A 24,944-nucleotide genomic window follows, 5' to 3' on the forward strand; every position below is an offset into this window, starting at 1 on the left:
CGACATGGCCGCTCATGAACGGGTCCTTCTTCCCCGAAGGCGTCACGTGGATTGGCTGGCGCACCTTTGTCGATGATCCCTTCCTCACCCATTTTCTCCATCGCTGGTGGGCGTTCGTGGCAGTCGCGGCGCTGGTGGTGCTTGCCCGCCGCGCCCGGGCCGCTGGCGACCGCGCCGCTTCGGTTGCGCTCCACTCGGCGTTCGGGGTGCAGGTGCTGCTGGGAATCGCGACCGTGATGCTGGCCATGCCGTTGTGGGCGGCAGCTGCCCACCAGGGCGTGGGCGCGCTTGTGGTGGCGACCTCTGCCTGGGCAGCTCATGCCTGCGGTCGCCAGCCAACGGCATGAGCGGGCTCGTCTCGGTCTTTGCTGTTTTTGGAAACGCCACGGAGGCCGAGCGCATCGCCCGCGAGGTGGTGGGCGAAGGCCTTGCTGCCTGCGCCAACATTCTTGGGACCTGTCACTCGGTCTATCGCTGGCAGGGGCAGATTGAGGAGGCCAAAGAGGTCCCCGCAATTTTCAAGGTGACCGCCGAGCGCGCGGAAGCGCTGATCGAAGCCATTGCTGGCCGGCACAGTTACGAGGTGCCGGCCATTACCGTGTGGCAAGTTGACCGGGCGCTGGAAGCCTATGCGGCCTGGGTTCGCCAGGAGAGCGGCTCCGCCTGAGGTAACATATTACCCCAGCAGATTGAGGTCCGTTTTTCTTGACCTTGCCAGAAGCAAGAGCTAACGCGGCCAGCTCACACGGACGAGAGAACGACATGCTCACGCGAAGCACGGCTTCCGCGAAACCTGCGGAAGTCACCAAAAAGTGGATCTTGATCGACGCGGACGGCCTGGTCGTCGGGCGGCTGGCTTCCATCATCGCCAACCGGTTGCGCGGAAAGCACAAGCCGCAGTTCAGCCCGCATGTGGACTGCGGCGACAATGTCATCGTGATCAACGCCGAGAAGGTCCGCTTTACCGGCCGCAAGTCAGTGCAGAAAGTCTATTTTCGCCACACGGGCTATCCGGGGGGGATCAAGGCCGTTCGGGCTGACAAGCTGCTCGAGGGCCGCTTTCCCGAGCGAGTCATCGAAAAGGCCGTTGAACGCATGATCCCGCGCGGGCCACTGGGTCGGGCACAGATGCGTAACCTCAGGGTCTTCAAGGGGCCGGAGCATCCGCATGCCGCCCAGAACCCGGAGCTGCTCGATGTTGCGGCCATGAACCGCAAGAACAAGGTGAGCATCTGACATGAGCGAGGAAACCCTTACGTCCCTGTCCGGGCTTCCATCCGACTCCTCGGGGCCGGCTGCTGAGACCAGTCCGCTGCGCCCGCAGATTCTCGACAAATTCGGCCGCGCCTATGCAACGGGGCGCCGGAAAGATGCGGTGGCGCGCGTCTGGCTGAAGCCCGGCTCTGGCCGGATCGAAGTGAACGGGCGCGACCAGGCGGTCTATTTTGCCAGGCCCACGCTGCGGCTCATCATCAACCAGCCGTTCGACGTGGCTGGACGTCGGGACCAGTATGACGTGGTGGCAACCGTCTCTGGTGGCGGGCTGTCGGGCCAGGCCGGGGCCGTCAAGCATGGGATCGCCCAGGCGCTCACTCGTTACGAGCCTGCGCTTCGGTCCGTGGTGAAACAGGCTGGCTTCCTGACGCGCGACAGTCGCACGGTCGAGCGGAAGAAATACGGCAAGGCCAAGGCGCGCCGCAGCTTCCAGTTCTCGAAGCGCTAGGCGCGCGCCGAGCGGCTGGAGGGGGAGCGACCGGGCTCTTGGCCGCTGTCGCGCGGGGGCCTATGTGGGCGCGCGATGGTCCTCCGCCTGCTGATCCTTCTTGGGCTGCTCGCGCCGCTCGGCCATGGTCCCGCCGTGGCAACCAGCGTCTCCCAGCAGCCCAACACCCGAGTGGAGCTACTCGCCGAATCGCGCACCCCGCGCGCAGGGGAAACGCTGACAATCGCCGTTGCCATGACAGCGCGGCCGGGCTGGCACACTTACTGGGTGAACCCGGGCGAGGCTGGAATCGAGACCCGCGCCCAATGGCAGGTGCCAGCGGGCGCAAGCGTGTCCGCCTTCCGCTACCCGGTTCCGAAAACCTATCTCGTCGGCGGGATCATGAACCATGTGTTCGAGGGCGAGGCCGTGCTCCTTGCCGATGTCGCTGTCCCCGCTGATGCGCGTGGCGCCTTCCCGATAGGCGTGAAGCTCGACTGGCTGGTGTGTGACGACAGCGTCTGCGTGCCCGAATCTGCCGAACTCTTGCTGCCACTTACCATCGGCGATGGCGCGCCCGATCCGGGGGTCGCCGCCCGGTTTGCAGCAGCCGAGGCTGCCCTGCCGCAGCCACTCGAGGAGCCCGGCACCTTCCAGCTGGCGGACGGCCGGTTCCGCATGAAGGCCCCGATCGCAGCCGAAGGCGTGCGTTCTGCGCACTTTTTTGCGCTGCGCCATGATCTTCTGGCTCAGTCGGCGCCGCAGCGGCTCGGCGTGCACGACGGCGCGCTCGTCATCGAAACGGACGCGCCCGCCAATCCCGGCGCACGGGAGTCGCTCGCCCGGGGGGTCCTCAGGGTCGAGAGGGCCGACGGCTCCGTGCTCGGCTTCGACCTGAACCTCATCGAGGGTGCGGTCCCTCCGGGGCGGCCGCTCGATCCGGGGCCTGTGCGCACCACGACCTTCTGGTCGGCGCTCGGCCTTGCTTTGCTGGGCGGCCTGCTTTTGAACCTTATGCCCTGCGTCTTCCCGATCTTGAGCCTCAAGGCGATGAGCCTCGCGAAAGCCGGAACTTCGCCGAAGGCAGCGCGCACCGAGGGGCTGGCCTACACCGCCGGCGTCGTCCTCTCCTGCATGGCACTTGGCGCAGTCGCCATCGCGCTCGCCCGCGCCGGCGAAGGCGCTGGCTGGGCCTTCCAGCTGCAGGACCCGCGCGTCATCCTGCTGCTCCTCCTGCTGGTGCTCGCGATCGGCCTCAACTTCGCCGGCCTGTTCGAATTTCGCGTCGGGAGCGCCAATTTCGGCGCCGGCCTCGCGGCCAGGCCAGGGGCGCAGGGCGCGTTTGGCACCGGCATGCTCGCCGCCTTCGTCGCAACGCCCTGCACTGGACCGTTCATGGCCGGCGCGCTTGGGGCTGCCATCCTGCTGCCGACAGCGGCGGGCCTTGCTGTCTTCGCCGGGCTCGGGCTGGGCCTTGCCCTCCCCTTCCTGCTTATCGGCTTGGTGCCAGCGCTGCGCCGGGCGCTACCCCGGCCGGGGCCATGGATGCAGACCTTCCGCCGCTTCCTCGCCATACCGATGCTGCTGACGGCCGTGGCCCTTGCCTGGGTGCTGGGTCGGCAGGCCGGAGTGAATGCCCTTGCCTTTGGCCTGCTCGCAGCGCTGTTGGTTGCCCTCGGCCTGTGGTGGGTCGGGCTGCGCCAGTCCCGGCTGGCGCCGGCAGCACTGCCGGTTGCGCTGTCGATCCTCGCGGCGGTTGCCGGACCTCTCCTCCTGCCGCGCCTTGCTGCCGCTGGCGGGGCTGCCGCCACAGCGGCCGTGCCAGCGGGTCTTGCTGGTGTGGCCTTCTCACCACAGGCGCTCGCTGAGCGAATCGAGCAGAGAGCGCCGACCTTTCTCTATTTCACCGCGGACTGGTGCATCACCTGCAAGGTCAACGAGAAGGGGGTGCTCTCAAGCCCGCGTGTGGTGGAAAGCTTCCGTAAGGCAGGCGTGACCGTGATGGTCGGAGACTGGACTCGGCCCAATCCGGAGATCGCCCGCTTCCTCGAAGCCCGCGGCCGCGCTGGCATCCCTCTCTACCTTTTCTACAGTTCTGACGGCACCGTTCACGAATTGCCGCAGATCTTGACCGTTGAGATGCTTACTGGCCTTGCAAACTCCAGTTCATCCAAGGCCGTCTAGGGAGAGAAGGATGTCAAAACTGCGCACAATCCTGGCGGCTGCAGCCGCCCTTGCCGCCGCTGGCCCCGTCGCGGCTTCTGCCATCATCGGCCAGCCAGCACCTGCCTTCACGGCCACAGACAGCAACGGCAAGCGCTTGAGCCTTGCGGACTTCCGCGGCCGCACCGTGGTGCTGGAGTGGTTCAACCCCGAGTGCCCGTTTGTGCAGAAATTCTACCAGCCCGGCGCCATGCAGAAGCTCCAGGCGGATGCTGCCAAATCCGGTGTCGTCTGGCTGACCATCAACAGCGGCGCACCCGGCAAGCAAGGACATCTGAGCCCTGAGCAGGCCAATGCCTATATCCGCGCCAATGGGATTGCCTCGGCTGCCTATATTCCCGACCCCTCGGGCACGATCGGCCGCACCTATGGCGCCCGGACGACGCCCCACATGTTTGTGATCGATCCCAAGGGCATGCTGGTCTATGCAGGCGGGATTGACGATATCCAGTCGGCCAACAGCAGCGACATCGCCAAGGCACGGAATTTCGTCACTGCAGCGCTTGCGGACCTGCAGGCCGGGCGGCCAGTCGCAACGGCGACCAGCCGGCCCTATGGCTGCTCTGTGAAATACTAGGGCCACCTGGCACTTCTGGGCGTGTTGCCTGAGACCAAGGGCGTGCATGTGCGTGCCGTGCCCAATCTTGACTGGCTTGTTGCGAAATGGCGCGCCTATGTCGCAAGCCATGATCATGCGATCCTGTGGGACTGGCTGCACAAGGACTCGGTGTTCGAAAGCCCCGTCGTCCACACGCCACAGCGCGGGCGCGAAATCGTGTTCCGCTACCTTACCAGTGCCGACCAGGTGCTCGGCGGGCCAGGCTTCACCTATGTTGGGGAATGGCGCAATGCAGACAGCGTGGTGCTCGAGTTCGCCAATGTGGTGGAAGGCCTCGTCGTCAACGGAGTCGATATGATCCGCTTTGATGCCGAGGGAAAGATCATCCATTTCAAGGTGATGGTCCGGCCGCTGAAGGCGATCAACCTGCTCCACCGGCTGATGGCCGAACAGCTCTCGAAGCTGGCGGCCGGCTGAGGCCAACTCCTGGTCGTAAGACCCTGTGAGGGGAAGGAGCGATTGCCTCTCGCCGGCCGTTCAGCCAAGCTCTGAAGAACGGGTATTGCTGGTGTGCCTTGCGGTTGGGTTCAGCTGCGGGCTGGTGCCACCACCCGGATCGAGAGCTCCTTGAGCTGCCGCTCGGAAACGGGTGCGGGCGCCCCCATCATCAGGTCCTCGGCCTTCTGGTTCATGGGGAAGACCACCACTTCCCGAAGATTGGGTTCGTCAGCCAGCAGCATGACGATCCGATCCACGCCCGGTGCGGACCCGCCATGCGGCGGCGCGCCGTAGCGCAGCGCATTCAGCATCCCGCCAAACGCCCGCTCGACATCGGCGCGGCTGTAGCCGGCAATCTCGAACGCCTTGAACATGATGTCGGGCCGATGGTTGCGGATTGCACCGGAGGAAAGCTCAACGCCATTGCAGACAATGTCATACTGATAGGCAAGGATGGAGAGGGGGTCCTTCGTCTCCAAAGCCTCAAGCCCCCCTTGGGGCATCGAGAAGGGGTTATGGGAGAATTCGATTCTGCCCGTGTCCGGGTTCTGCTCATACATCGGGAAGTCGACAATCCAGCAGAAGCGGAAGGCCCCTTGCTCGACAAGTCCAAGCTCGGTGCCGATACGGGTGCGCGCAAGGCCAGCGAGTTTCACAGCCTGGGCTTCGTCGCCGGCGGCAAAAAAGCAGCCGTCATCCGGGCCGAGACCGATTGCGTCATAGAGGGCAGCCATCGCTGCTTCGCCATGGTTCTTCGCAATCGGCCCGCCGAAGACGCCGCCCCTGCAAGTGACATAGCCAAGGCCAGCAAAGCCTTCGCTGCGTGCCCATTCGTTCATGTCATCGAAGAACTTGCGGCTCTGGCCAGCGGTGTTGGGCGCAGGAATGGCACGCACCACGCCGCCGGTTTCCACCATGCGCGCAAAGAGGGAGAAGCCGGAACCGCGGAAATGATCACTGACGTCCCGGATGATGAGGGGATTGCGCAGATCGGGCTTGTCGCTGCCGTAAGAGAGCAGCGCCTCGGCATAGGGAATGCGGGGAAAAGGTGGCTGCGTCACCTCCCACGGCTTCGCCCGCCGGAACCCGGCGAATTCCTCGAATACACCGGCAAGCACGGGCTCAATGGCTGCAAACACATCCTCTTGCGTCACAAAGCTCATCTCGAAGTCGAGCTGGTAGAATTCGCCTGGAGACCGGTCGGCCCGCGCGTCCTCATCGCGAAAGCAGGGTGCGATCTGGAAATAGCGGTCGAAGCCGGCGACCATGAGCAGCTGCTTGAACATTTGTGGCGCCTGCGGGAGAGCGTAGAACTTGCCTGGATGGAGGCGCGAGGGCACCAGGAAGTCGCGCGCGCCTTCGGGGCTTGACGCGGTCAGGATGGGGGTCTGGAACTCCGTGAAGCCAGCGTCGATCATCCGCCGCCTGAGCGATGCGATAACGGCTGAGCGCAGAAGAATATTCTGGTGCAGCCGCTCGCGCCGCAAGTCCAGGAACCGGTATTTGAGCCGGATGTCCTCTGGATAGTCGGCCTCTGTCGCAACCGGCATCGGCAGTTCCGCCGCCTCGGACTGGACCTCGACTTCGCGCACCCGGACTTCAATTTCGCCCGTAGGCAGCGCCAAATTGACGGTCTCTGGCGTGCGAGCGACGACCTCGCCGGTGACAGTCACCACCGATTCGAGGCGCAGATGCTGAAGTGCAGCAAGCGCATCTGAACCTGCCATGGCAACAAGCTGGGTCAGGCCGAAATGATCTCGAAGGTCGATGAACAGCAGGCCGCCATGGTCGCGGCGGCGATGAAGCCAGCCCGACAGCCGCACGGTTAGACCGACGTGCGACAAGCGAAGTTCGGCGCAATGGTGCGTCCGGTAGGGTGGCAGTCGCGCAGGGGACGAAGGCATGGGCCGGGCTTCAAGGAGGCGCCTGTCGGCTTTGTCAAGCGCTTGCCAGGCAGCTAGGAAGCAGTTTGTGCAGATCCATCCGCTGATCACCTGCCAGCACGAGCTCGTCGCGCTTATGGACCGGATGCGCACGGCCGAGTTTGTTGCGGTTGATACCGAGTTCATCCGCGAGAACAGCTATTGGCCGGAGCTTTGCCTCATCCAGGTGGCGACGGCCGAAGACGCAGCCGTCATCGATCCCCTGGCAGAGGGTCTCGACCTCAAGCCTCTGCTCGACCTGTTGCTTGATCCGGCGATCCTCAAGGTCGTGCATGCCGGAACGCAAGACATCGAGATCTTCTGGAACCTAACTGGCCAGGTGCCACAGCCGCTCTTTGATACCCAGGTGGCGGCAATGGCCCTTGGTCTTGGGGAACAGGCGTCCTACGCTCATCTTGTGGCCCATTTTTCTGGCCACACGCTCGACAAAGGCGCGCGCTTTACCGACTGGGCCCGCCGCCCGCTGACCGAGCGGCAGCTTCACTATGCCATTGGCGATGTGACCTATCTTGCCGAATTCTTCCCGCGCATGCTTGCCGAGCTGCGCACCACTGGTCGCGGGGCCTGGCTGGATGACGAGATGGCCCGCCTTGCCGACCCGACGAATTACCGCATCGACCCTGACGCGGCCTGGCAGCGGCTGAAAATACCGAGCCGCAAGCCGGAGCTTTTGGGCCGCTTGAAAGCGCTGGCGCGCTGGCGTGAACTCGAGGCGATGGACAAGAATGTGCCTCGCGGCCGGATCGTCAAGGACGAAACCCTGCTTGATCTCGCTGCCCACCCGCCGTCATGTCAGGCGGAGCTTGCGCGTGTGCGGGGGCTTTCCCCGGCCTGGCAGACCAACGCAATCGGGCAACGGCTGATGGCGGCGCTCGCTGCTGCCACCCCGTTTACGCCTGCGGACTCGCCACCGCGCGAGACACGCCCCGGCCTGGCCGGCAATGCCGCGCTCGTGGCAGATGTGCTGAAGCTGCTGCTCAAGATGCGGGCCAAGGAAGTCGGAGTGGCACCCCGGCTCCTTGCCCGCAGTGAGGACGTGGAAGCGCTTGCCGCTGGTGTGCGCGAGGGTCTGCCCATTCTCGAGGGATGGCGGCGCGCGTTGTTCGGGGAAGATGCACTCGCCCTCGTTGAAGGGCGACTTTGCTTCCAGGTCGAGAATGGCAAGCTTCGAATGCTTCCCGCGACGCGCCTTACTGCAAGCGCAGAACCGGCTCCAGCCGGAGCGCATCCGCCAGCATCCGGTGGCGCCGCGCCACGGCCTCGCCGTAGAGTGCATCCTCGCGTTGGGGAAGGCTGAGAACAAGGCCTTCGGGAGATATCGCAATTGCGCTCCTGGCAAGGATATCCGCGGTTCCGCCAGCCAAGCGTTGGGCCAGGCGAATGGCAAGACCCCACAGGCGCGCGCGCGCCAGGGCCTCATCGCTCGCAAGCCGGCTGAGGCTGGCAAGGAGCGGGTGCGGCACCGAACCTCCGTTGAGCACGAACAGCGTCATCGCAAGTGTCGCGCGCCCTGCAGCATCAATCCCGACCCAATTGCCATGGAGGGCGACATCGAAGCCGCGCTCGGCGCGCAGATCCGGGTGGGCACGCCAGGCGACATCAGCGAGCAGGCAGGCCGCATGGCGGATCCGGCGCAGCGCCGCTGCCTCCTCGCTGAACAGGCCATCCGTCCAGCAAAGCAGCCGATCGCCAACTTCGGCATCGCTGCCATCGCAAAAACGGCCCGAGCGGTGCGCCTCGGCCCGCGCTGCAGCAAGCAGCGGATCCTCGCGCCTGGCCTCGGGCGGGAGCGCCAGGTAGAGAAGCCCCTCGCGCAGGCCATAGGCCGACGCAATGATGGCGCTTGCGCTCAGTCTTTGCGTGACAGCGGCAAGAAGATGGGCAGCGCCGGGAAGCTGTGGCACGCGGGCAGAGGAGATGGCTGGCACATCCCTGAGCGATTTGAGCGAGATACGCGCAAGCGTGCGCACCAGTCGCGCGGGGCTCTCCGGCTCCATGACATGGTGATGGATCACGGGAAGCGGCCAATCATTGAGGTGCATGTGCAGCTGGGCAAGCGCGCGCCAGCTTCCACCAACAGCGTAGAAGGGGCGGCCGGTGCCAAGCGCCTCCCAGTCGACAGCATCAAGCGAATCAGCAACAAACCGGGCAAGCGAGCGGGCACCGCCCTTGCGCCGTGCGCCCTCAAGCCGGAGCGTGCCGAGCTTGAGGGAGACGCGCTCCCTCGGCTCTCCGCCAGCCACCTGCACCAATTCGAGCGACCCACCGCCAAGATCACCGACTACGCCATCGGCCTCGGGAATCCCGGCAATCACGCCAAAGGCGGCCGCCCGAGCTTCGGTCTCGCCGTCGATTACTTCGACGTCGAGACCCGTCTCCTGCCGGACCCGGGCCACGAAGGCAGGGCCATTGGACGCTTCGCGGACGGCCGCGGTGGCCACGGCACGAAGGCTGTCGACTTGCATGGCGCGCGCAAGGATTGCGAACCGCTTGAGCGCTGCCACCGCCAGTTCAACCGTGTCAGGCGCAAGGGCGCCCGTTGCAGCAACGCCCCGGCCAAGCCCAGCCATGACTTTCTCGTTGAACAGGACGGAAGCAGCGCGGGACAAGCCCTGATAGACGACGAGCCGGATCGAGTTCGAGCCGATGTCGATAATCGCGATCCGGGGTGCCGCTGCCTGGCCGAGAAGGCCAGGCCTTGTCTCGTCGACACCCGCGAGCCGCGCGTCCATGGGCTTCAGGCCGGCACGCCGAGTGCCGAGCGGACGTGGGCGCGAATGGTCTCCAGCGCTTCACCTGCGCGGGCTGCATCCGGGCCGCCGGCCTGGGCGAGGTCGGGCCGGCCACCACCGCCCTGACCGCCAAGCGCTGCTGCGGCTTGCCGCACGAGGTCAACAGCGGAGAGGGTGCCGACGAGATCATCGGTCACGCCGACGACCACGCTCGCCTTGCCGTCCGCGGTTGCGACATAGGCAACGACACCCGAGCCGAGCCGAGCTTTCGCCTCATCCGCCAGTCCCTTGAGCGCGCGCGCTTCGACACCAGTGAGGATCTGGCCAAGAAACCCTGCCGCGCCGATCCGTTCGATTGAGTTGGAAGCTGCCGCTGCCGGGCGCGCAAGTGCGAGCGCCCTCTTCGCATCTTGAAGCTCCCGTTCCAGCCGGCGCACGGCCTCGGCAAGTGCAGCTGCCCGCGCCTCGGCCTCATCGGGCGCAACCTTGAGGGTGGCGGCAATGCGCTTCAGCGCTTCCTCGCGCGCGAGGAGGAAGCGCCGCGCGCCCTCGCCGGTCATGGCCTCGATCCGCCGCACCCCGGCAGCGACCGCCGATTCCGAAACGATCCGGAACAGGGCGATGTCGCCGGTGGCTGCAACATGGGTGCCGCCGCACAGCTCGACCGAGAAGGGCCTGCCCGTTTCCGCGCGCGGCCGCCCCATGCCGAGCACGCGGACCTCCTCGCCATATTTCTCGCCAAAAAGGGCAAGAGCGCCGGCCTCGATGGCGGCTTGTGGCGTCATCAGCCGGGTCGTCGCCGGCACATTGGCGCGGATCTCGGCGTTGACGAGATCCTCAATAGCGGCGAGTTCCTCGCCTGTGAGCGCTTTCGGGTGCGAGAAATCGAAGCGCAGCCGGTCGGGTGCAACGAGCGAGCCCTTCTGCGTGACATGCGGCCCAAGGACATCCCGCAACGCTGCGTGCAAAAGATGAGTTGCTGAATGATTGGCGCGGATGGCAGCGCGGCGTTCGGAGTCGACCAGGAGCCGCACTGGCTGGCCGACTTTGACTTGCCCAGCTTCGACGACGCCCTCGTGGACATGAAGCCGACCAAGCGGTTTCAGCGTGTCCTCAACGGCAATGCGGAGCCCGCCGTCGCTCAAGATGAGGCCGCGATCCCCGACCTGGCCGCCGGATTCGCCATAGAAGGGCGTCTGGTTCGATATCAGCATCACCCGATCGCCCGCTTTGGCTTCGGCCACTTCCCTGCCGTCTTGCAGCAGGGCGACAATCACCCCTTCGGCCTCTGTGGTCGCGTAGCCGACGAACTCGGTCGCACCCAGACGCTCGGCAAGATCGAACCAGACTGCATCCGAACCGCGCTCACCCGATCCTGCCCAGGCCGCGCGGGCGCGCACGCGCTGCTCGGCCATCGCTCTTTCGAACCCAGCCCGGTCGACCTCGTAGCCCTGCGCGCGCAGCGCATCTTCGGTGAGATCGAGGGGAAAGCCGTAAGTGTCATAGAGACGGAAGGCGACTTCGCCTGGCAGTGCAGCGCCCGGCGCCAGACCCGCAGTCGCGTCGTCGAGAAGCTTCAGCCCCTTCTCGAGCGTCTGCCGGAAGCGAGTCTCCTCAAGCTTCAGGGTTTCCTCGATGAGGGGCTGGGCGCGCGTGAGCTCCGGATAGGCAGCCCCCATCGCCCGGATGAGCGCCGGCACCAGCCGATACATGAGCGGTTCCTTCGCGCCCAGGAGATGGGCGTGGCGCATGGCACGGCGCATGATCCGGCGGAGCACATAGCCCCGGCCCTCGTTTGCTGGCAGCACGCCATCAGCGATCAAAAATCCGCTAGCGCGCAGATGGTCAGCAATCACGCGGTGTGAAGCGGCGTGGATAGGGTCGCTGGCGCTGATCGAAGTCAGGTCTTCTGATGCGGCAATCAGCAGGCGGAAGGTATCGGTTGCGAAATTGTCGTGGGTTCCCTGCAGCACGGCTGCGATCCGCTCAAGCCCCATGCCGGTGTCGATCGAGGGCCGCGGCAGCTTCACTCGGGTCGCCTGGTCCCGCTGCTCATACTGCATGAAGACCAGGTTCCAAATCTCGACGAACCGGTCGCCATCTGAATCCTGGCTGCCAGGCGGGCCGCCCGAAAGATGCGCGCCATGATCGTAGAAAATTTCGGAACAGGGGCCACAGGGGCCGGTTTCGCCCATTGACCAAAAATTGTCCGAAGTTGCGATGCGGATGATGCGGTCTTCGGGCAGCCCGGAAATCTTCCGCCACAGCGCAAACGCTTCATCATCGTCATGGTAGACGGTTGCCATCAGCCGCTCGGCGGGAAGGCCGAAGGTGCGAGTGAGCAGGTCCCAGGCAAGGTGGATCGCCTGCTCCTTGAAATAGTCGCCGAAGGAGAAATTCCCAAGCATCTCGAAGAAAGTGTGGTGGCGGGCGGTGTAGCCGACATTGTCGAGATCATTGTGCTTGCCGCCGGCTCGCACGCATTTCTGCGAGGAGGCTGCGGTCCGGTAGGGGCGCTGCTCGACGCCGGTGAAGACATTTTTGAATGGCACCATCCCGGCGTTCACGAACATGAGCGTCGGGTCGTTGCGCGGCACCAGCGGCGCCGAGGGCACGACCTCGTGGCCTGCGCTTGCAAAATGGTCGAGAAAAGCCCGCCTGATGTCGTCGGTCGATGTCATCCGCTGTCCAGACCAATGCTGCGGCCATTCCATAGGGCGGGGGCGCAATGCCTTGCAAGGCGGCCCCTTGAAGCGCCGAAGGCCTCTCCTATCTCATAGGGGCGGCAGCCGGTGCCCGTGTGGGGCCGGTGGCCGATGCCCCGGCCCGGACGAGGGCGGGACCTGCAAACCCATTGCTTAGGAAAGGATGGACTATGCGCTCTGCTTTCGACTTCACCCCCCTGCTGCGGTCGTCGATTGGCTTTGAGAACCTGAGCCGGCTCGTTGACCTTGCAACCCGCATGACGGATGCCGATGCGGCATTCCCGCCTTACAACATCGAGAAAGTGGGCGAAGACCGCTATCGCATCACGATGGCGCTGGCTGGCTTCGATCGCTCCGAGCTCGACATCACGGTCCAGGAGAACAGTCTGATCGTGTCGGGCCGGGCAGCCGAAGAAACCAAGACGGAAGGCCAGACCTTCCTGCATCGCGGCATCGCCAAGCGGGCGTTCGAGCGCCGCTTCCAGCTGGCTGACGTCATCAAGGTGACGGGCGCGACGTTCGAGAACGGGCTTCTCAACATCGAGCTCGTACGCGAGGTGCCAGAGCACAAGAAGGCGCGCAAGGTCGAGATCGGCAACGCCACTGCCGCAATCGAAGGCGAGAAGGCCGCTGCCTGACCTTCGAGCGACGAACTGACCAGGGGGCCGGCGGCAGCGTCGGCCCCTTTTCGCATGACCGTCTCCCCGCTAGGGCGCTGCCCGAGGGAGAAAGGGATGGGGTTCCGAATCGAGACAGCGAAGGCGGAGCTGACCCGCCACCAAACGCACGCAGAGTTGCTCGACCCCGGGCCAAGTGAAGCCATTGCTCGAGTTGATCTTGCCGCTATAACTTCCAACAACGTGACCTATGCCGTGCACCACGGCCCGCCGCTTCACTACGGCGATTTCTTCCCCGCCTCTGGACCAGACTGGCTGGTCGTGCCGCTGTGGGGCTTTGCCACCATCACGGCCTCGTGCGCAGATGGTGTTCCAGAAGGCCTGCGCATCTATGGCTACTGGCCGTCGGCCTCGCATCTGCGGCTGCGGCCCGCGGCAAGAGGCGGCGGCGGCTTCACCGACACGGCCGCGCACCGCGCGCCGATGGCCCAAGTCTACAACCACTATGTTCCCGCCCGGGCGGTTGCCGAAACCGGGTCGGGCGAGGCGATGGCCGCCCTGTTCCGCCCGCTGTTTGGCACTGCCTTCGCACTCGATGCAGCACTTGCTGGCGATCCCGAGGCGGCAGCGCGCGCACATACCTTCCTTTTCACCAGCGCTTCTTCCAAGACCGCGCTGGGCACGGCCTGGTGCCTGAGAGAGCGCGGCACCCACCGGGTCGTCGGTCTCACATCGGCCGCGAACCGGCCATTTGTCGAGCGGACCGGCCTCTATGACGAGGTCCTCTCTTATGCTGACATCGAGGCTTTGCCAGCGGACCGCCCGACCGTGTTGGTTGACTTCGCTGGAAACGGGGCGACCATGCAGCGCCTCCACAGCCACCTGCGCGCCTTGCAGGCGAGCTACATGGTCGGCGATACCGACTGGCAGGCCCCGGCTGCCCGGGAGCTTCCCGGCCCCACACCTGCGCTGTTCTTTGCTCCGACCACTATGGCGGAACTGTCCGCGCGCATGGGCTCGTCGGCGTTTCAGGCGGCCCTTGCCGAGCGGATGGCGCAGTTCTCAGCCAGCGCCGCCGCCTGGCTCACGGTCGCCGAGCATCGGGGCCCAGACGGCTTTGCCGCCGCGTTTGACCCCCTCGTTACCGGCAGCGCTGATCCCGCCACGGCCGGCGTGTGGCGGCCTCAGTAGAAATAGCGTTTCTCGACGATCTTCCCGTCGCCTACGGTGTAGAGGACCGCTTCCTCCATCTCCACCCGTGCGCCACCCTTTGGCGTGACCTCGATTTCCCACCACAGGATGACCTGGTCGCCGTTGACGAACGGGCCCTCCACCTCGGATTCGTGCACCTCGTGATTCTCCGCCCACCAGGCGGCCTTGGCCAGTGCCTCGGCCTTGCCGTGGGTCTCCCAATAGTCGCCGGGCGCTGCCCTGTAGGTTGCGACATCGTCGGCCCAGTAGGTCTCGGCCGCCTCCTCGAGCCGGCCCTCGGCACAGAGTTCGGCGAAATGCTCGGCAATCTCGCGAACGTCCATGGCACCCTCCCTGCAAACCTAGGCCGAACAACAGCCGCAGGCGACAGGGCGATGACGGCGCAGGTCAGCCCCGGCTCACGGGCCGCCGCTCCACGGAGAAGCGCTTCAGCTGTTCGACCGGCTCCTCCCATCCTGGCTTGGCTGCGGCTGCGGCCTGGTAATCCTCGTAGGCCGCGCGAACGTTTCCGAGCATTTCGTTGGCAACGGCACGGGAATAATAGGCAACTTCAGGGCGCGATGGGCGAAGCGCAAGGCCAGTCGAGAGAGCGTCTAGGGCCTCGCGATCGGCCCCGCCGCGGTAGAGAAGCGCAATGCCCCGGTTCACATGCGCTTCCGCCAGGCGCGGATCAATTCTCAGCGCGGCGTCATAGTCAGCGAGCGCCCGGTCGAAGTCCTTGGCCTGCATGTGGATGATGCCGCGATTGACGAGCGTTGCTGCCCGGTCACGCCGGGAGAGCGTTTCCTGCTGGAGTGCGCGCGTGCAGACATCAAGGCTCATTGAGGTCTCACGCTTGAACTCGGCAGCAAGATAGCATTCGCGACCAAGGCCACCGCCAACGATCGTCATTGCCGCCTTGGCGGTTCCTGCCACCAGCAGTGCCCCAAGGACCGCCACGGCAACGCGGGACTTGTGCATTCGATTCTCCCGTCCTGCCCTAGAACCGGGGAGCGGCGTAGCATGGCCGCAGTTCGGATTTAAGCGCGAAGGAAGGTCACATGCCCCATCTTGCGACCGGGCGCCGCCTCGCGCTTGCCGTAGAGGTGGAGACGGGCGTGGGGATCGGCGAGGAACGCATGGGCGCCTGCCACTTCGTTACCAAGGATATTGCGCATCGAGACCACAGGTACGCGCAGCGCCGGAGAACCCAGCGGCAGGCCGGCAATGGCCCTGATATGCTGCTCGAACTGGGAGGTCTCGGCGCCCTCGATGGTCCAGTGACCGCTGTTGTGGACCCGTGGCGCCATTTCGTTGAAGACGGGGCCCGTTGCGGTTGCGAAGAATTCGCACGCCAGGACCCCGACATAGTCGAGCGCATCGGCAATCCGGATGACGAGTGCGACTGCCTCCTCCACATGGGCGGCAGGAACGCGCGGCGCTGGTGCCACGCTCTCGACCAGAATCCCGCTCTCATGCCGGTTGGCGATGGGGGGATAATGCACTTCGCTACCATCCATCCCGCGCGCGACCAGGATCGAGAATTCGCTTGCAAACGGCACTTGCGCTTCGAGCACCAGGGCAGCGCCGCCGAGCTCGGCGAGGGCTGCGGGAGCCTCGGCGGGTCGCTCGATCCGGACCTGGCCCTTGCCGTCGTAGCCGAAGCGGCGAGTCTTGAGGATCGCTGGCGTGCCAAGCCTTGCAAGCGCTGCCGCCAGCGTTTCAGCATCGTCAACTGCGGCATGCTGGGCCGGCTTGCCGCCGAGCCCGGCGACGAACTGCTTCTCAGCGAGACGATCCTGGGCAATGGCAAAGGCGCGAGGCCCGGGCCGGACAGGAACCCGCGCGGCAAGCAGCGCCAGACACTTGGCCGGCACATTCTCAAATTCACATGTGACGACATCGACTTGAGCCGCAAAGGCCTCGAGTGCTGCTTTATCCTCATAGCCAGCCGAGGTGGCAGCAAAGGCGACATCGGCTGCGGGCTGCTCTGCCTCGGGCGCGTAGACATGGGCCCGATAGCCGAGTTGGGCTGCAGCGATGGCAAGCATCCGCCCCAGCTGGCCACCGCCGAGAATCCCGATCGTGCTTCCGGGCAGGATCACGGCGCCTCCGGCACTGCTCCGGTCTGGGCCGCCCGGAAGGCTTCGAGCCGTTCGGCAAGCACCGGGTCGGCAAGAGCAAGGATTGCCGCTGCAAGCAGCGCTGCGTTGCGCGCCCCAGCCTCGCCAATGGCAAGTGTTCCAACCGGCACGCCGCCAGGCATCTGGACGATGGACAGGAGCGAGTCGAGGCCTTTCAGCGCCCGCGACTCAACCGGCACACCGAGCACGGGAAGGCGCGTGAGGCTTGCGACCATGCCTGGAAGATGCGCCGCCCCGCCGGCGCCAGCGATGAGGACCTTGAGGCCACGTCCAACTGCCGCTTCGGCATAGGCGACCATGCGCTTGGGCGTGCGATGCGCCGAGACGACTCGCACTTCGTGGTCGATGCCAAGTGCTGCGAGCACCTCGGCAGCGTGGCGCATCGTCTCCCAATCGGATGCAGAGCCCATGATGATGCCGACCACTGCCATGAAGCCGCCGCGCCTAGCGGCAAAGGGCCGCAATGGGAAGCCGACAAGCAGCGACCTTGTCAGCCAACGGGAAGAAATGCCCGCGCCCGAGGCGATAGATCTGCTGCAAGATCATAGATGATGGGCGTGCCGGTCGGGATCTCGAAGGCAAGGATCTCCTCATCGGACAGTCCGGACAGATGTTTGACAAGGCCGCGCAGGGAATTGCCGTGTGCGACCACCAGCACGCGCTGACCGCTGCGAAGCGCTGGGGCAATGGCAGCCTCCCAGAAGGGCAGCACGCGTGCGATCGTGTCCTCAAGGCTCTCGGCCCGCGGCACTGCCACGCCAGCATAGCGGCGGTCGCTGCTGACATCGAAGGGGCTTCCAGCCTCCATCGGCGGCGGCGGAACCGCAAAGGAGCGCCGCCAGATGCGGACCTGCGCCTCACCGTGGCGGGCCGCAGTCTCGTTCTTATTGAGCCCAGTCAAGCCGCCATAGTGGCGCTCATTGAGCCGCCAGTGCTTGGCAACCGGAAGCCACAGCCGGTCCATCGCTTCGAGGACGAGGTGGAGCGTCTTGATGGCGCGGCTCTGGACGCTGGTAAAGCAGGTGTCGAAATCATAGCCGGCAGCAGCGAGCGCAAAGCCGGCAGCTCGCGCCTCCTCCACGCCCCTGTCCGTGAGGCCGACATCCCACCAGCCGGTGAAGCGGTTCTCGAGGTTCCAGGCGCTCTGGCCGTGGCGGAGGAGGACAAGCTGGGGCATGGGCTTCCCATCAGATGCGGGTTTCGTCGAAAAGGTCGGCAAGCGCTGCAAGACAGGCCCGGGCGAGCGTCTTCGACCGCTCGGGAGACCATTGGGTCTCAGGTGTCGGCGTGTCGGCGCAATCCTTGAACGGCATCTCAAGCGTGGCGGCAATGCAGCCAAAGCGGCTGGCGAGCTGGTTTGTCGACATGGAAAGATTGGCCTTGCCCGGTGCCGACGGGGGGTAGCCCACCTTGGTCTGGAAATCAGGACTGTGGGCAAGCAGCAGGGCCTTGTAGCGCTCCAGCCCGCGCAACTGCCCCTCTGTTACGCCGGGCACGCCTTCAAACCCGGCGATGAACACATGCGGCAGGGCTTCGTCGCCATGCACATCGAGCGCAAAATCGACTCCCGTTGCCTCCATCGCAGACCTGACCGCCAGCACCTCCGGCGAGCGGGTAGCGGTTGGGTTCGCCCATTCCCGGTTGAGGTTGGCGCCAGCGGCATTGGTGCGCAGATAGCCACGGGCAGAGCCATCCGGGTTCATGTTGGGCACGAGATGCAACCGCGCCTGAGCCAGGAGGCGGGCGCCAGGGGCAAAGCCTGGGTCAGTGAGCGCTTCAAGCGCGCCTTCCATCCACCACTCGGCCATGGTCTCGCCGGGATGCTGGCGGGCATAGAACCAGACTTCCCGCTCACCCTCCCCCATCTCCAGGCAGTCGATCGGCTGGCCATCAAGACTGCTGCCCAGCACCCGCGCCCGCACGCCCGGCAGAATAGCCATGCGCGCCACAAGGTCATGGTGACGCTCGATCGAATAGGGCGCAAAATAGGCAATCCAGAGATGGTCGGACTCGGGCGTGACTCGGATCGTGAGCGTGCCTTCCTCCTCGTTTGAATCAAAGCTTGTGGGAGCTGCCCGCCAGATCTGCCGGTCGGCAGATATGCGCGCCCTGTAGCCCGGCCAGCCCAGCGGATAGGCGGACCGGTTGAGACCGGTGATCCGCAGACACGCCTCCTGCCCGCGCGCACCTGAAAGGCGAAAATGGAACCACTGGAAGAATTCGCCTCCGGCGTCGGGCACGATCGAAAGCGTGAAGGCGCTCGGCCCATCCTGGCGCAGAACCCGAATATTCCCCGAATCGAATGCGCTTGCGATGCTGGCCGACATGGCGCGCGGCTAGCAGCCGCGATGCTACTTCGCCACCCAGCGCACCGTCTGGCCAGACTTGCCAGGATAGCCATCAAGCAGGGCGCGAGCGAGGAGCGCGGAACTGGAGGATGCCGACTGGCCCGACTGCGTCGCACGTGCCCGGCCTTCCCAGAGCACTTCGTTGTCAGCGCGGCGGCGGAGCACCAGCTGCATCTCGGATGCAACGGTCTCAAGGACACGGCCGCGCCCGATCGGAATGCGCAGGGCTCCACCAACCGAGACATTGCCGCCTGTCGCCCCGCCGATCCCGACCGAGACGGGAGGCGAGGCGACTCTTTCGCTCACCTGCCTGCTGGAGCCAACGAGCGCCAGAACTTCGGCCGTCTCCGCTGGTGCCGGTTTGAAACCTGCAGCAACAAGTGCCGGGAGAACGGCATCGGCATCGGCCCGGAAGGCAAGGCTTCCAGCCTGCGCCGAATCGAGGGGCACGACGGCGACTGTCGTTGCCGACGGTGCTGCGCCCAAGTGAAAGCGAGTCACACGCGCTTCAAAGCGGCTGGAAGCGCATGCTGCCAGCAGCGGCAGGAGGAGAAGGGCAAGAAGACGGGTCATGCAGGAGTCCATAGCCGGGACCATAGCGCTCGTCATCTCCTGGCGTTGACTTCCAATCGCCCGGCAGTTACGGGCCGCAGCTCCCGGCGCGCCGGCATCCAAGGGTTCACGGTCATGAAGATTCGCAACAGCCTCAAGTCGCTGAAGGGGCGGCATCGCGACAATCGCGTCATCCGGCGCCGCGGCCGAACCTACGTCATCAACAAGACCAACAAGCGCTTCAAGGCCCGCCAGGGCTGAGATTGGCGCTGCGGGTGGCTCCTGTGTCGCCTCGCCCGTGCGCGGTTGTCTTTGATGTCGGCCATGTGCTCTATGAGTGGGACATCCGCCACCTTTATGCGAGGCTGATTTCAGACCCAGCCGAACTCGACTGGTTCCTCGCCAATGTCGTCACCCGCGCCTGGCACGTCCAGCATGATGCCGGCCGCCCCTTTGCTGAGACCAGTGCCGAGCTTGTCAAACAATTCCCCGACCAGGCGGAACGGATAAGGGCCTATGGCCCGCGCTGGCTTGAAACCATTCCAGGGCCAGTGCCGGGCATGCCGGAACTTGTGCTCCGCCTCGCCGATGCGGGCGTGCCGCTTTATGCCATCACCAACTTCTCGGCCGAGTTCTGGGCGATGTTTCGCCCCACCGCGCCCGTCTTCGACCACTTCAAAGACATCATCGTCTCGGGGGAAGAGCGGCTGATGAAGCCCGATCCCGCCATCTTCGCGCTTGCCTCAACACGTTTCGGGCTCGGCCCCGGGGAGGCCCTGTTCGTTGACGACCAGCCCGCCAACGTGGCCGCCGCTCAAGCTGCAGGCTGGCTCGGCCATCGCTTCACGGACTGCGTGCGCCTCGAAGCCGAGCTCAGCCGGCTTGGTTTTCTTCCCGAGGTGGAAGCACCTGCCGCCACGCCGTAACCGCAATGCTGGCGAACAGGCCGGCCCTGGCATAGGGATCGTTCGCAGCAAAGGTGACTGCGGACCGATAGTCAGGGAACTCAATCAGCAGCATCGAACCGATCGGCTCTCCCGCCTCGTCGAGCAGCGGGCCGGCAACCAGGAGTTGGTCCATCCGTTCCCGCACATAGGCAAGATGCGCTTCGCGCGTGCTGGCGCGCAAGGCCTGCTGCATGGGCTTGTCGATGCAGTGAATCGCATAGATTGGCACCTGGCAGTCCCTAGACTTCGCTCTCGGCAAGGTCCAGCAAGCGCATGCGCGTACCCGCAAGCGGAAAGCCTTCTTGACACCATCGGGTCTCGGCCCTGCCAATCTTGACGCTCGTGCGCGCGGTCGCTACGGCCGCCGCTCTCGCGGGCGATCTTGCGACCCGCCTAATCTCTTGAGGATAGCTGAGATGTCGCGCATTTGCGAACTGACCGGAAAGGGCCGCCAGATCGGCCACAATGTCAGCCACGCCAACAACAAGACCAAGCGCACCTTCCTGCCGAACTTGCAGAATGTGACCCTCATGTCCGATGCCCTCGGCCGCCGGATCCGGCTGCGGGTTTCCATGCATGGCCTGCGCTCAGTTGAGCATGTCGGCGGACTTGACTCCTGGCTTCTCAAGACTCGGGACTGCGAGCTCTCCCCCAAGGCCCGTCGGCTGAAGCGCGAACTGGAGAAAAAGGCGGCTGGCTGATGCCGAAATCGTCGGCCAGCAGCTCGAACTTCATGAGCAGGGTGCGCTGGGTCGGCAGGAAATTGTTGTCCGACACGATGTAGAGGAAGGTTCGGCTGCCCTCGCGGCGAACCGCTATTCCTTCCATGTTATCGACCACAAGTGGCGGCGCCAGCCGGGCGACCTCAAACCGCTCGGTGGTGCCTTCAGCTGCGACACGCAACAGACTGAGCCTGGCATAGAATCCGCCCGTGGGTGACCTTGAGCGCTGCAACAGCACATGCAAGCCCGGTGCGAGCTCAGCAAGCGAAGTGGCAAGAAACCCCTCGGCCGCAGGGTAGCGGAAGTGCGTGACCGTGCCACCCGCAATCCGGACAGCAGCGATGTGCTCAGCCCCTTCCGGTTGCCCCTCGGCAAGAAGGAGGATGGCCTGGCCATCTGGGGCGGCAGCTTCTACTCCCTTGTTTGATCTCCACCTCTGGATGGCCTGTGGCCGCTCGACAGCATGTGCAGCCATGGCCAGACTTGCAGGTTTACAGGCCGAGACGCCGCGATACCGCTGGGCACGGTGATCGAGCTCGAACCAGACCAGGGTATCGCCCGTTGCCGGATCCCGCATGACTGCTTCGGCGTCGGCGAAATATTTCCTGGGAGGCGGCTTCCCTGACGGATCGAGGATCGGAGCAACGATGGCAGTGCGCACCCCGACCAGACGATCGCCTTGCTCTTCCGGCTCCAGGATGAGCCAGCTTCCGACATCATTGACAGCCAGCAACCGACCGCAGGCATGCTCAAATAACAGGCCCGAGAGGCCGCCGAACGCCTTGTCCTTCGAAGTCAAGGAAAGCCCGCCCAGATAGCGAAGACGGCCCAAGTCGGTCCGCTCCGGCTCACGGCGATCGAGTGGCACGGCATGCGTTGCAATCGCAATCGCTCGAATCGCGCCTTCCGCTATCGGAGGACCGACCAGATAGGCAGCATAAGCGGCTCCGGCCACGAAGGCGGCCAGAAAGAACGCCTGCGGCAGCAGTCGCCACAACCAGGCATGGGTCATGCGCCAGCCTTCGCGAAGGTTGCGATGAAGAAACCGTCTCCAGGCCCTGTGCCAGGTAGGAGCCGCTCGGTTGCCAGAAGGGCAAGACCCTGGCCTGCGGTGCGTTCGACCACCTCCTCGCCTTCCTCGGGCTCGAGCGAGCAGACCGCGTAGACCAGTCGTCCGCCCGGCGCGAGCCAGTTCGCAGAGCGCGCCAGCATCTGGCGCTGGCGTTCAGCAAGGCCCGGCAGTTCGCGCGGATGGCGTCGGGCAAGCACTTCCGGATGGCGGCGAAATGTCCCTGTTGCCGAACAGGGCGCATCAAGCAGGATGAAGCCGAAAAGCTGGTCCGGTTCCCATTCGAGGAGATCGGCAACGACTGTGCGAGCCGAAAGGCCGGTCCGCGCGAGATGGGCCTCAAGACGTGCCATGCGATAGGCTGCGCGGTCCACTGCCGTCACGTGCGCACCGGCTGCTGCCAGTTGCAAGGTCTTGCCGCCAGGAGCAGCACAAAGGTCCAGCACTGGTCGCCCGCCAACATCCCCCAGCCGGCGGACAACCTGCCGAGCAGCCAAGTCCTGGACCCAGAAAGCGCCTTCGGCAAGCCCGGGCAGCGCTTCCACGCGCTGAGAGCCGGCAATCTGCACATGACCGGGCTCGATGGACTGGCCGGCAAGCCGCGTGGCCCAGCTTGTCGTCTCATCCGGGTTGCGCAGCGAAAGGTCGGTCGGCGGGATTGTCCCAAGCGCTGCCCGCATCGCCTCAAGCGCAGAAGGCTTGAACCTTGATTCCCAGCGCTCCGCCCAAGCCACTGGCAGTGTCGGCAGCTCGGGCAGCGTGGCGCCCTCGCGGTCGAGCCGGGCGAGCACTGCATGGCACAGCCGCCGGGGTCCTCCTTGAAGCAAGGCAAGCGCGGTTGCGATTGTCGCATGCATTGGAGTCTTGAGCCGAAGCCGGCCGGCAAGCGCAATCCTCAGGACTTGTCGGGCACGCGCGTCGGCTGGCAGCGGGCGCGCTGAGGCGCTGTCGATCAGCCGGTCGAGGTCAACAAGCCAACGCAATGCCTGGGCAGCAAGCGCATGGGCAAGCGCACGGTCCGGGGGCGCAAGCGCTTGCACTTGCCGTGCGAACACTTCGTCTAGGCTTCGCCCAAGGGTGAGCACCTCGTGCAGAAGACGGACGGCAGCCGCGCGCGCGGCCACGCCCGGCTGTCCATTCGGATCAGAGGAGGGCGCACCGGCCCGGCCTGTGCCAAGGCCGGTCAGGCGTCGGAGCCAGAACGGGGAAGACCGAGTGCGCTTGGCCCACGCCGGCGCGGCCAGGGATCAGCGGGGGCAGAAAGGTTTGGCCCGGTCGAACCTGCCATGGCCTCGAGTGCAGCGATCCGGTTGGCGGGCGCTGGGTGCGTGGAGAACAGGCTGTCGGCAACCCCGCCGGCACCGGGCTTGACGATGTAGAGATGTGCTGTTGCGGGGTTCCGCTCGGCCACGGGATTGGGAATGCGCGCCGCCGCCTGCGAGAGCTTGGCAAGCGCGCTTGCAAGCTTCAAGGGCTTGCCCGAAATCTCTGCCGCTGCAGCATCCGCCCCATATTCGCGCGTGCGGCTGATCGCCATTTGCACCAGCGCAGCTGCAAGGGGGGCAAGAACGACGGCGGCAATCACCTGGATGGGGTTGCGGTTCTGCCCTCCGCTCGAGAACAGCGCCATGTTGCCCAGCATGGAGATGGCACCGGCAATGGTCGCTGTTATCGTCATGATGAGGGTGTCGCGGTTGCGGATATGGCCGAGCTCGTGTGCCATCACCGCCTCGATTTCGTCCCGGTCCAGCGCCTGCAGAAGCCCCGTCGTTGCCGCGACCGCCGCATTCTCCGGGTTGCGGCCAGTTGCAAAGGCATTCGGCTGGGCCTGGTCAACCAGATAGACCTTGGGCATCGGCATCCCGGCATTGCGCGCAAGGCCGGCAACCATGCGGTGGAGCGGGTGGTCGGCGCCAACTTCGCGGGCGCCGTGCATCTTCAGGACCAGCTTGTCAGCGTTCCAGTAGGCAAAGGCGTTCATGCCGGCTGCCATGACGAGAGCGAGGAGGGCGCCGCTGCGGCCACCCAGCAGGAAGCCGAAGCCCATGAACAGGGCGACGAGCGCCGCCATCAGCATGAAGGTGCGGGTGCGGTTCATGGCCACCAATGTGGTCCACCTGGCGCCGATTTCAACGGGCGGAACCGCCTCCGAGGAAGAGTCCAATGCGGCGGAAATAGGTTTCCGGAAAGAGCCGCACCATCCAGTCGATGAAGCGGGCATCGGGCCCGATCAGGACTCGATGACGGCGCTTTTCCATGCCCCGGATGATGGCCTCCGCAGCCGCTTCGGGCGTGGTGCGCGCTGCCTTCTCGAACTCGGCTGCGCTGTCGATGTCGGCAGGCGTTCCGGGAAGGTGCGCGACCAGTTTCGCATTTCGGGCGACATTGGTCCTGACACCCCCGGGGTGGACTCGAATGACGCAGATCGCAGGATCAGTCACGGCCAGTTCGAGCGCTAGCGCCTCGGTAAAGCCGCGCACTGCGAATTTCGAGGCATTGTAGGCGCTCTGGGTCGGGTAGCCCATCATCCCGAAGACGGAGGAGATGTTGACAATCCAGCCGGCCCCGCGCGCCCGCAGGTAGGGGAGCGCCAGGCGAGTCCCTTCGACGACGGCATCGAAATTGACGGCCATCACCCGGTCGAAATCGGCGCGCGGGCAGTCAACGAACGGGGCAACGACGGAGAGGCCAGCATTGTTGATCATCCCGTCAAGACCGTCCCATTCGCTTGCAGCATCTTCGACAAAGGCGCGGAGCGCTGCATGGTCCGTGACATCGAATACGCGCGTGATGGCGGGATAGTTGCCGATGAAGCCGAGGGTCTCGGCAAGACCCTTGGCATCGCGATCGGCAAGCGCCAGCCGGGCCCCGCGGCGGGCAAGGCCAAGCGCCAGCGCCCGGCCGATGCCACTTGCCGCTCCGGTCACGGCAATGACCGCGCCTTCGAGCCCAGCCAATTCGTCCCTCCACTTCCTACGCTTGCGCTCTTTGC

General features: G+C 65.3%; 28 protein-coding genes. 13 read left to right on the forward strand and 15 right to left on the reverse strand.

The window, feature by feature from the left end; all coding sequences use genetic code 11:
• The 7 genes from ACWIQA_RS09595 to ACWIQA_RS09625 all read left to right on the forward strand — a co-directional run.
• Positions 1-347, forward strand: a 347-nt coding sequence (locus ACWIQA_RS09595; protein WP_448582850.1) for a COX15/CtaA family protein, incomplete at its 5' end; no start/stop codon positions are given.
• Positions 344-667 carry a divalent-cation tolerance protein CutA gene (cutA, locus tag ACWIQA_RS09600; protein WP_448582851.1) on the forward strand — a complete coding sequence of 108 codons (324 nt, stop codon included), beginning with the start codon at positions 344-346 and terminating at the stop codon, positions 665-667. The genes ACWIQA_RS09595 and cutA, both read left to right, overlap by 4 nt.
• A gap of 95 nt (positions 668-762) precedes the next feature.
• Positions 763-1,236, forward strand: coding sequence for a 50S ribosomal protein L13 (rplM, locus tag ACWIQA_RS09605; RefSeq protein WP_448582852.1), 474 nt, complete (start codon positions 763-765; stop codon positions 1,234-1,236).
• A gap of 1 nt (position 1,237) precedes the next feature.
• Positions 1,238-1,723, forward strand: coding sequence for a 30S ribosomal protein S9 (gene rpsI, locus ACWIQA_RS09610; protein WP_448582853.1), 486 nt, complete (start codon positions 1,238-1,240; stop codon positions 1,721-1,723).
• Between the two features lie 75 nt (positions 1,724-1,798).
• On the forward strand, positions 1,799-3,886 hold the full coding sequence (locus ACWIQA_RS09615; protein WP_448582854.1) for a protein-disulfide reductase DsbD family protein: 2,088 nt from the start codon (positions 1,799-1,801) through the stop codon (positions 3,884-3,886).
• Positions 3,887-3,896: 10 nt separating this feature from the next.
• Positions 3,897-4,502 carry a thioredoxin family protein gene (locus ACWIQA_RS09620; protein WP_448582855.1) on the forward strand — a complete coding sequence of 202 codons (606 nt, stop codon included), beginning with the start codon at positions 3,897-3,899 and terminating at the stop codon, positions 4,500-4,502.
• 21 nt (positions 4,503-4,523) lie between these two features.
• Complete coding sequence (locus ACWIQA_RS09625; RefSeq protein ID WP_448582856.1) at positions 4,524-4,961, forward strand: nuclear transport factor 2 family protein; 438 nt, start codon at positions 4,524-4,526, stop codon at positions 4,959-4,961.
• Positions 4,962-5,071: 110 nt separating this feature from the next.
• On the opposite strand, the gene aspS is transcribed toward ACWIQA_RS09625, so the two are convergent.
• Positions 5,072-6,886, reverse strand: coding sequence for an aspartate--tRNA ligase (gene aspS / locus ACWIQA_RS09630; protein WP_448582857.1), 1,815 nt, complete (start codon positions 6,884-6,886; stop codon positions 5,072-5,074).
• A gap of 67 nt (positions 6,887-6,953) precedes the next feature.
• Here aspS and rnd point away from each other — a divergent pair, with 67 nt between their 5' ends.
• Positions 6,954-8,222 (forward strand): ribonuclease D, encoded by a 1,269-nt coding sequence (gene rnd / locus ACWIQA_RS09635; RefSeq protein WP_448582858.1) that lies wholly within the window; start codon positions 6,954-6,956, stop codon positions 8,220-8,222.
• On the opposite strand, the gene ACWIQA_RS09640 is transcribed toward rnd, so the two are convergent.
• Positions 8,116-9,657, reverse strand: coding sequence for a Ppx/GppA phosphatase family protein (locus ACWIQA_RS09640; protein ID WP_448582859.1), 1,542 nt, complete (start codon positions 9,655-9,657; stop codon positions 8,116-8,118). The two genes, rnd and ACWIQA_RS09640, sit on opposite strands and share 107 nt — an antisense overlap.
• Before the next feature lie 5 nt (positions 9,658-9,662).
• Positions 9,663-12,338, reverse strand: a complete 2,676-nt coding sequence (alaS, locus tag ACWIQA_RS09645) for an alanine--tRNA ligase (RefSeq protein ID WP_448582860.1) — start codon at positions 12,336-12,338, stop codon at positions 9,663-9,665.
• Positions 12,339-12,532: 194 nt separating this feature from the next.
• On the opposite strand from alaS, the gene ACWIQA_RS09650 reads away from it, so the two are divergent.
• Positions 12,533-13,000: an Hsp20 family protein gene (locus ACWIQA_RS09650; protein ID WP_448582861.1), complete on the forward strand. Its 468-nt coding sequence runs from the start codon at positions 12,533-12,535 to the stop codon at positions 12,998-13,000.
• A 96-nt stretch (positions 13,001-13,096) separates the two neighbouring features.
• On the forward strand, positions 13,097-14,170 hold the full coding sequence (locus ACWIQA_RS09655; RefSeq protein ID WP_448582862.1) for a DUF2855 family protein: 1,074 nt from the start codon (positions 13,097-13,099) through the stop codon (positions 14,168-14,170).
• On the opposite strand, the gene ACWIQA_RS09660 is transcribed toward ACWIQA_RS09655, so the two are convergent.
• From ACWIQA_RS09660 to ACWIQA_RS09690, 7 genes are all read right to left on the reverse strand, one after another.
• On the reverse strand, positions 14,164-14,514 hold the full coding sequence (locus ACWIQA_RS09660) for a SnoaL-like domain-containing protein (RefSeq protein WP_448582863.1): 351 nt from the start codon (positions 14,512-14,514) through the stop codon (positions 14,164-14,166). The two genes, ACWIQA_RS09655 and ACWIQA_RS09660, sit on opposite strands and share 7 nt — an antisense overlap.
• Positions 14,515-14,578: 64 nt before the next feature.
• Positions 14,579-15,151: a tetratricopeptide repeat protein gene (locus ACWIQA_RS09665; protein WP_448582864.1), complete on the reverse strand. Its 573-nt coding sequence runs from the start codon at positions 15,149-15,151 to the stop codon at positions 14,579-14,581.
• A 59-nt stretch (positions 15,152-15,210) separates the two neighbouring features.
• Positions 15,211-16,275 (reverse strand): 5-(carboxyamino)imidazole ribonucleotide synthase, encoded by a 1,065-nt coding sequence (locus ACWIQA_RS09670; RefSeq protein WP_448582865.1) that lies wholly within the window; start codon positions 16,273-16,275, stop codon positions 15,211-15,213.
• Positions 16,272-16,745, reverse strand: coding sequence for a 5-(carboxyamino)imidazole ribonucleotide mutase (gene purE, locus ACWIQA_RS09675; RefSeq protein ID WP_448582866.1), 474 nt, complete (start codon positions 16,743-16,745; stop codon positions 16,272-16,274). Before purE ends, ACWIQA_RS09670 begins: the two co-directional genes overlap by 4 nt.
• A gap of 59 nt (positions 16,746-16,804) precedes the next feature.
• The gene (gene gpmA / locus ACWIQA_RS09680; RefSeq protein ID WP_448582867.1) at positions 16,805-17,491 is read right to left on the reverse strand and encodes a 2,3-diphosphoglycerate-dependent phosphoglycerate mutase; all 687 of its coding nucleotides are present in this window, start codon (positions 17,489-17,491) and stop codon (positions 16,805-16,807) included.
• A gap of 10 nt (positions 17,492-17,501) precedes the next feature.
• Positions 17,502-18,641 (reverse strand): M14 family metallopeptidase, encoded by a 1,140-nt coding sequence (locus tag ACWIQA_RS09685; RefSeq protein WP_448582868.1) that lies wholly within the window; start codon positions 18,639-18,641, stop codon positions 17,502-17,504.
• Between the two features lie 24 nt (positions 18,642-18,665).
• Positions 18,666-19,235, reverse strand: a complete 570-nt coding sequence (locus tag ACWIQA_RS09690) for a DUF4136 domain-containing protein (RefSeq protein WP_448582869.1) — start codon at positions 19,233-19,235, stop codon at positions 18,666-18,668.
• A gap of 114 nt (positions 19,236-19,349) precedes the next feature.
• On the opposite strand from ACWIQA_RS09690, the gene ykgO reads away from it, so the two are divergent.
• Together ykgO and ACWIQA_RS09700 are read left to right on the forward strand one after the other, a co-directional pair.
• The gene (gene ykgO, locus ACWIQA_RS09695; RefSeq protein WP_448582870.1) at positions 19,350-19,475 is read left to right on the forward strand and encodes a type B 50S ribosomal protein L36; all 126 of its coding nucleotides are present in this window, start codon (positions 19,350-19,352) and stop codon (positions 19,473-19,475) included.
• 23 nt (positions 19,476-19,498) lie between these two features.
• Positions 19,499-20,140, forward strand: coding sequence for an HAD family hydrolase (locus tag ACWIQA_RS09700; RefSeq protein WP_448582871.1), 642 nt, complete (start codon positions 19,499-19,501; stop codon positions 20,138-20,140).
• Here the strand turns inward: ACWIQA_RS09700 and ACWIQA_RS09705 are convergent.
• Positions 20,088-20,390: a YciI family protein gene (locus ACWIQA_RS09705; RefSeq protein ID WP_448582872.1), complete on the reverse strand. Its 303-nt coding sequence runs from the start codon at positions 20,388-20,390 to the stop codon at positions 20,088-20,090. The two genes, ACWIQA_RS09700 and ACWIQA_RS09705, sit on opposite strands and share 53 nt — an antisense overlap.
• A gap of 187 nt (positions 20,391-20,577) precedes the next feature.
• Between ACWIQA_RS09705 and rpmB the strand changes: the two genes are divergently transcribed.
• The gene (gene rpmB, locus ACWIQA_RS09710; protein WP_448582873.1) at positions 20,578-20,862 is read left to right on the forward strand and encodes a 50S ribosomal protein L28; all 285 of its coding nucleotides are present in this window, start codon (positions 20,578-20,580) and stop codon (positions 20,860-20,862) included.
• On the opposite strand, the gene ACWIQA_RS09715 is transcribed toward rpmB, so the two are convergent.
• From ACWIQA_RS09715 to ACWIQA_RS09730, 4 genes are read right to left on the reverse strand one after another with little or no spacing between them, the layout of a single operon-like run.
• Positions 20,786-21,895 (reverse strand): esterase-like activity of phytase family protein, encoded by a 1,110-nt coding sequence (locus ACWIQA_RS09715; RefSeq protein ID WP_448582874.1) that lies wholly within the window; start codon positions 21,893-21,895, stop codon positions 20,786-20,788. The genes rpmB and ACWIQA_RS09715 overlap by 77 nt on opposite strands.
• Positions 21,892-23,076 carry an RsmB/NOP family class I SAM-dependent RNA methyltransferase gene (locus tag ACWIQA_RS09720; RefSeq protein ID WP_448582875.1) on the reverse strand — a complete coding sequence of 395 codons (1,185 nt, stop codon included), beginning with the start codon at positions 23,074-23,076 and terminating at the stop codon, positions 21,892-21,894. The genes ACWIQA_RS09715 and ACWIQA_RS09720 overlap by 4 nt, the downstream gene beginning before the upstream one ends.
• A 59-nt stretch (positions 23,077-23,135) precedes the next feature.
• Positions 23,136-24,050, reverse strand: coding sequence for a zinc metalloprotease HtpX (gene htpX / locus ACWIQA_RS09725; RefSeq protein WP_448582876.1), 915 nt, complete (start codon positions 24,048-24,050; stop codon positions 23,136-23,138).
• Between the two features lie 31 nt (positions 24,051-24,081).
• On the reverse strand, positions 24,082-24,909 hold the full coding sequence (locus tag ACWIQA_RS09730) for an SDR family NAD(P)-dependent oxidoreductase (RefSeq protein ID WP_448582877.1): 828 nt from the start codon (positions 24,907-24,909) through the stop codon (positions 24,082-24,084).
• Positions 24,910-24,944: the final 35 nt, after the last annotated feature.

Source organism: Thermaurantiacus sp. (assembly GCF_053487655.1).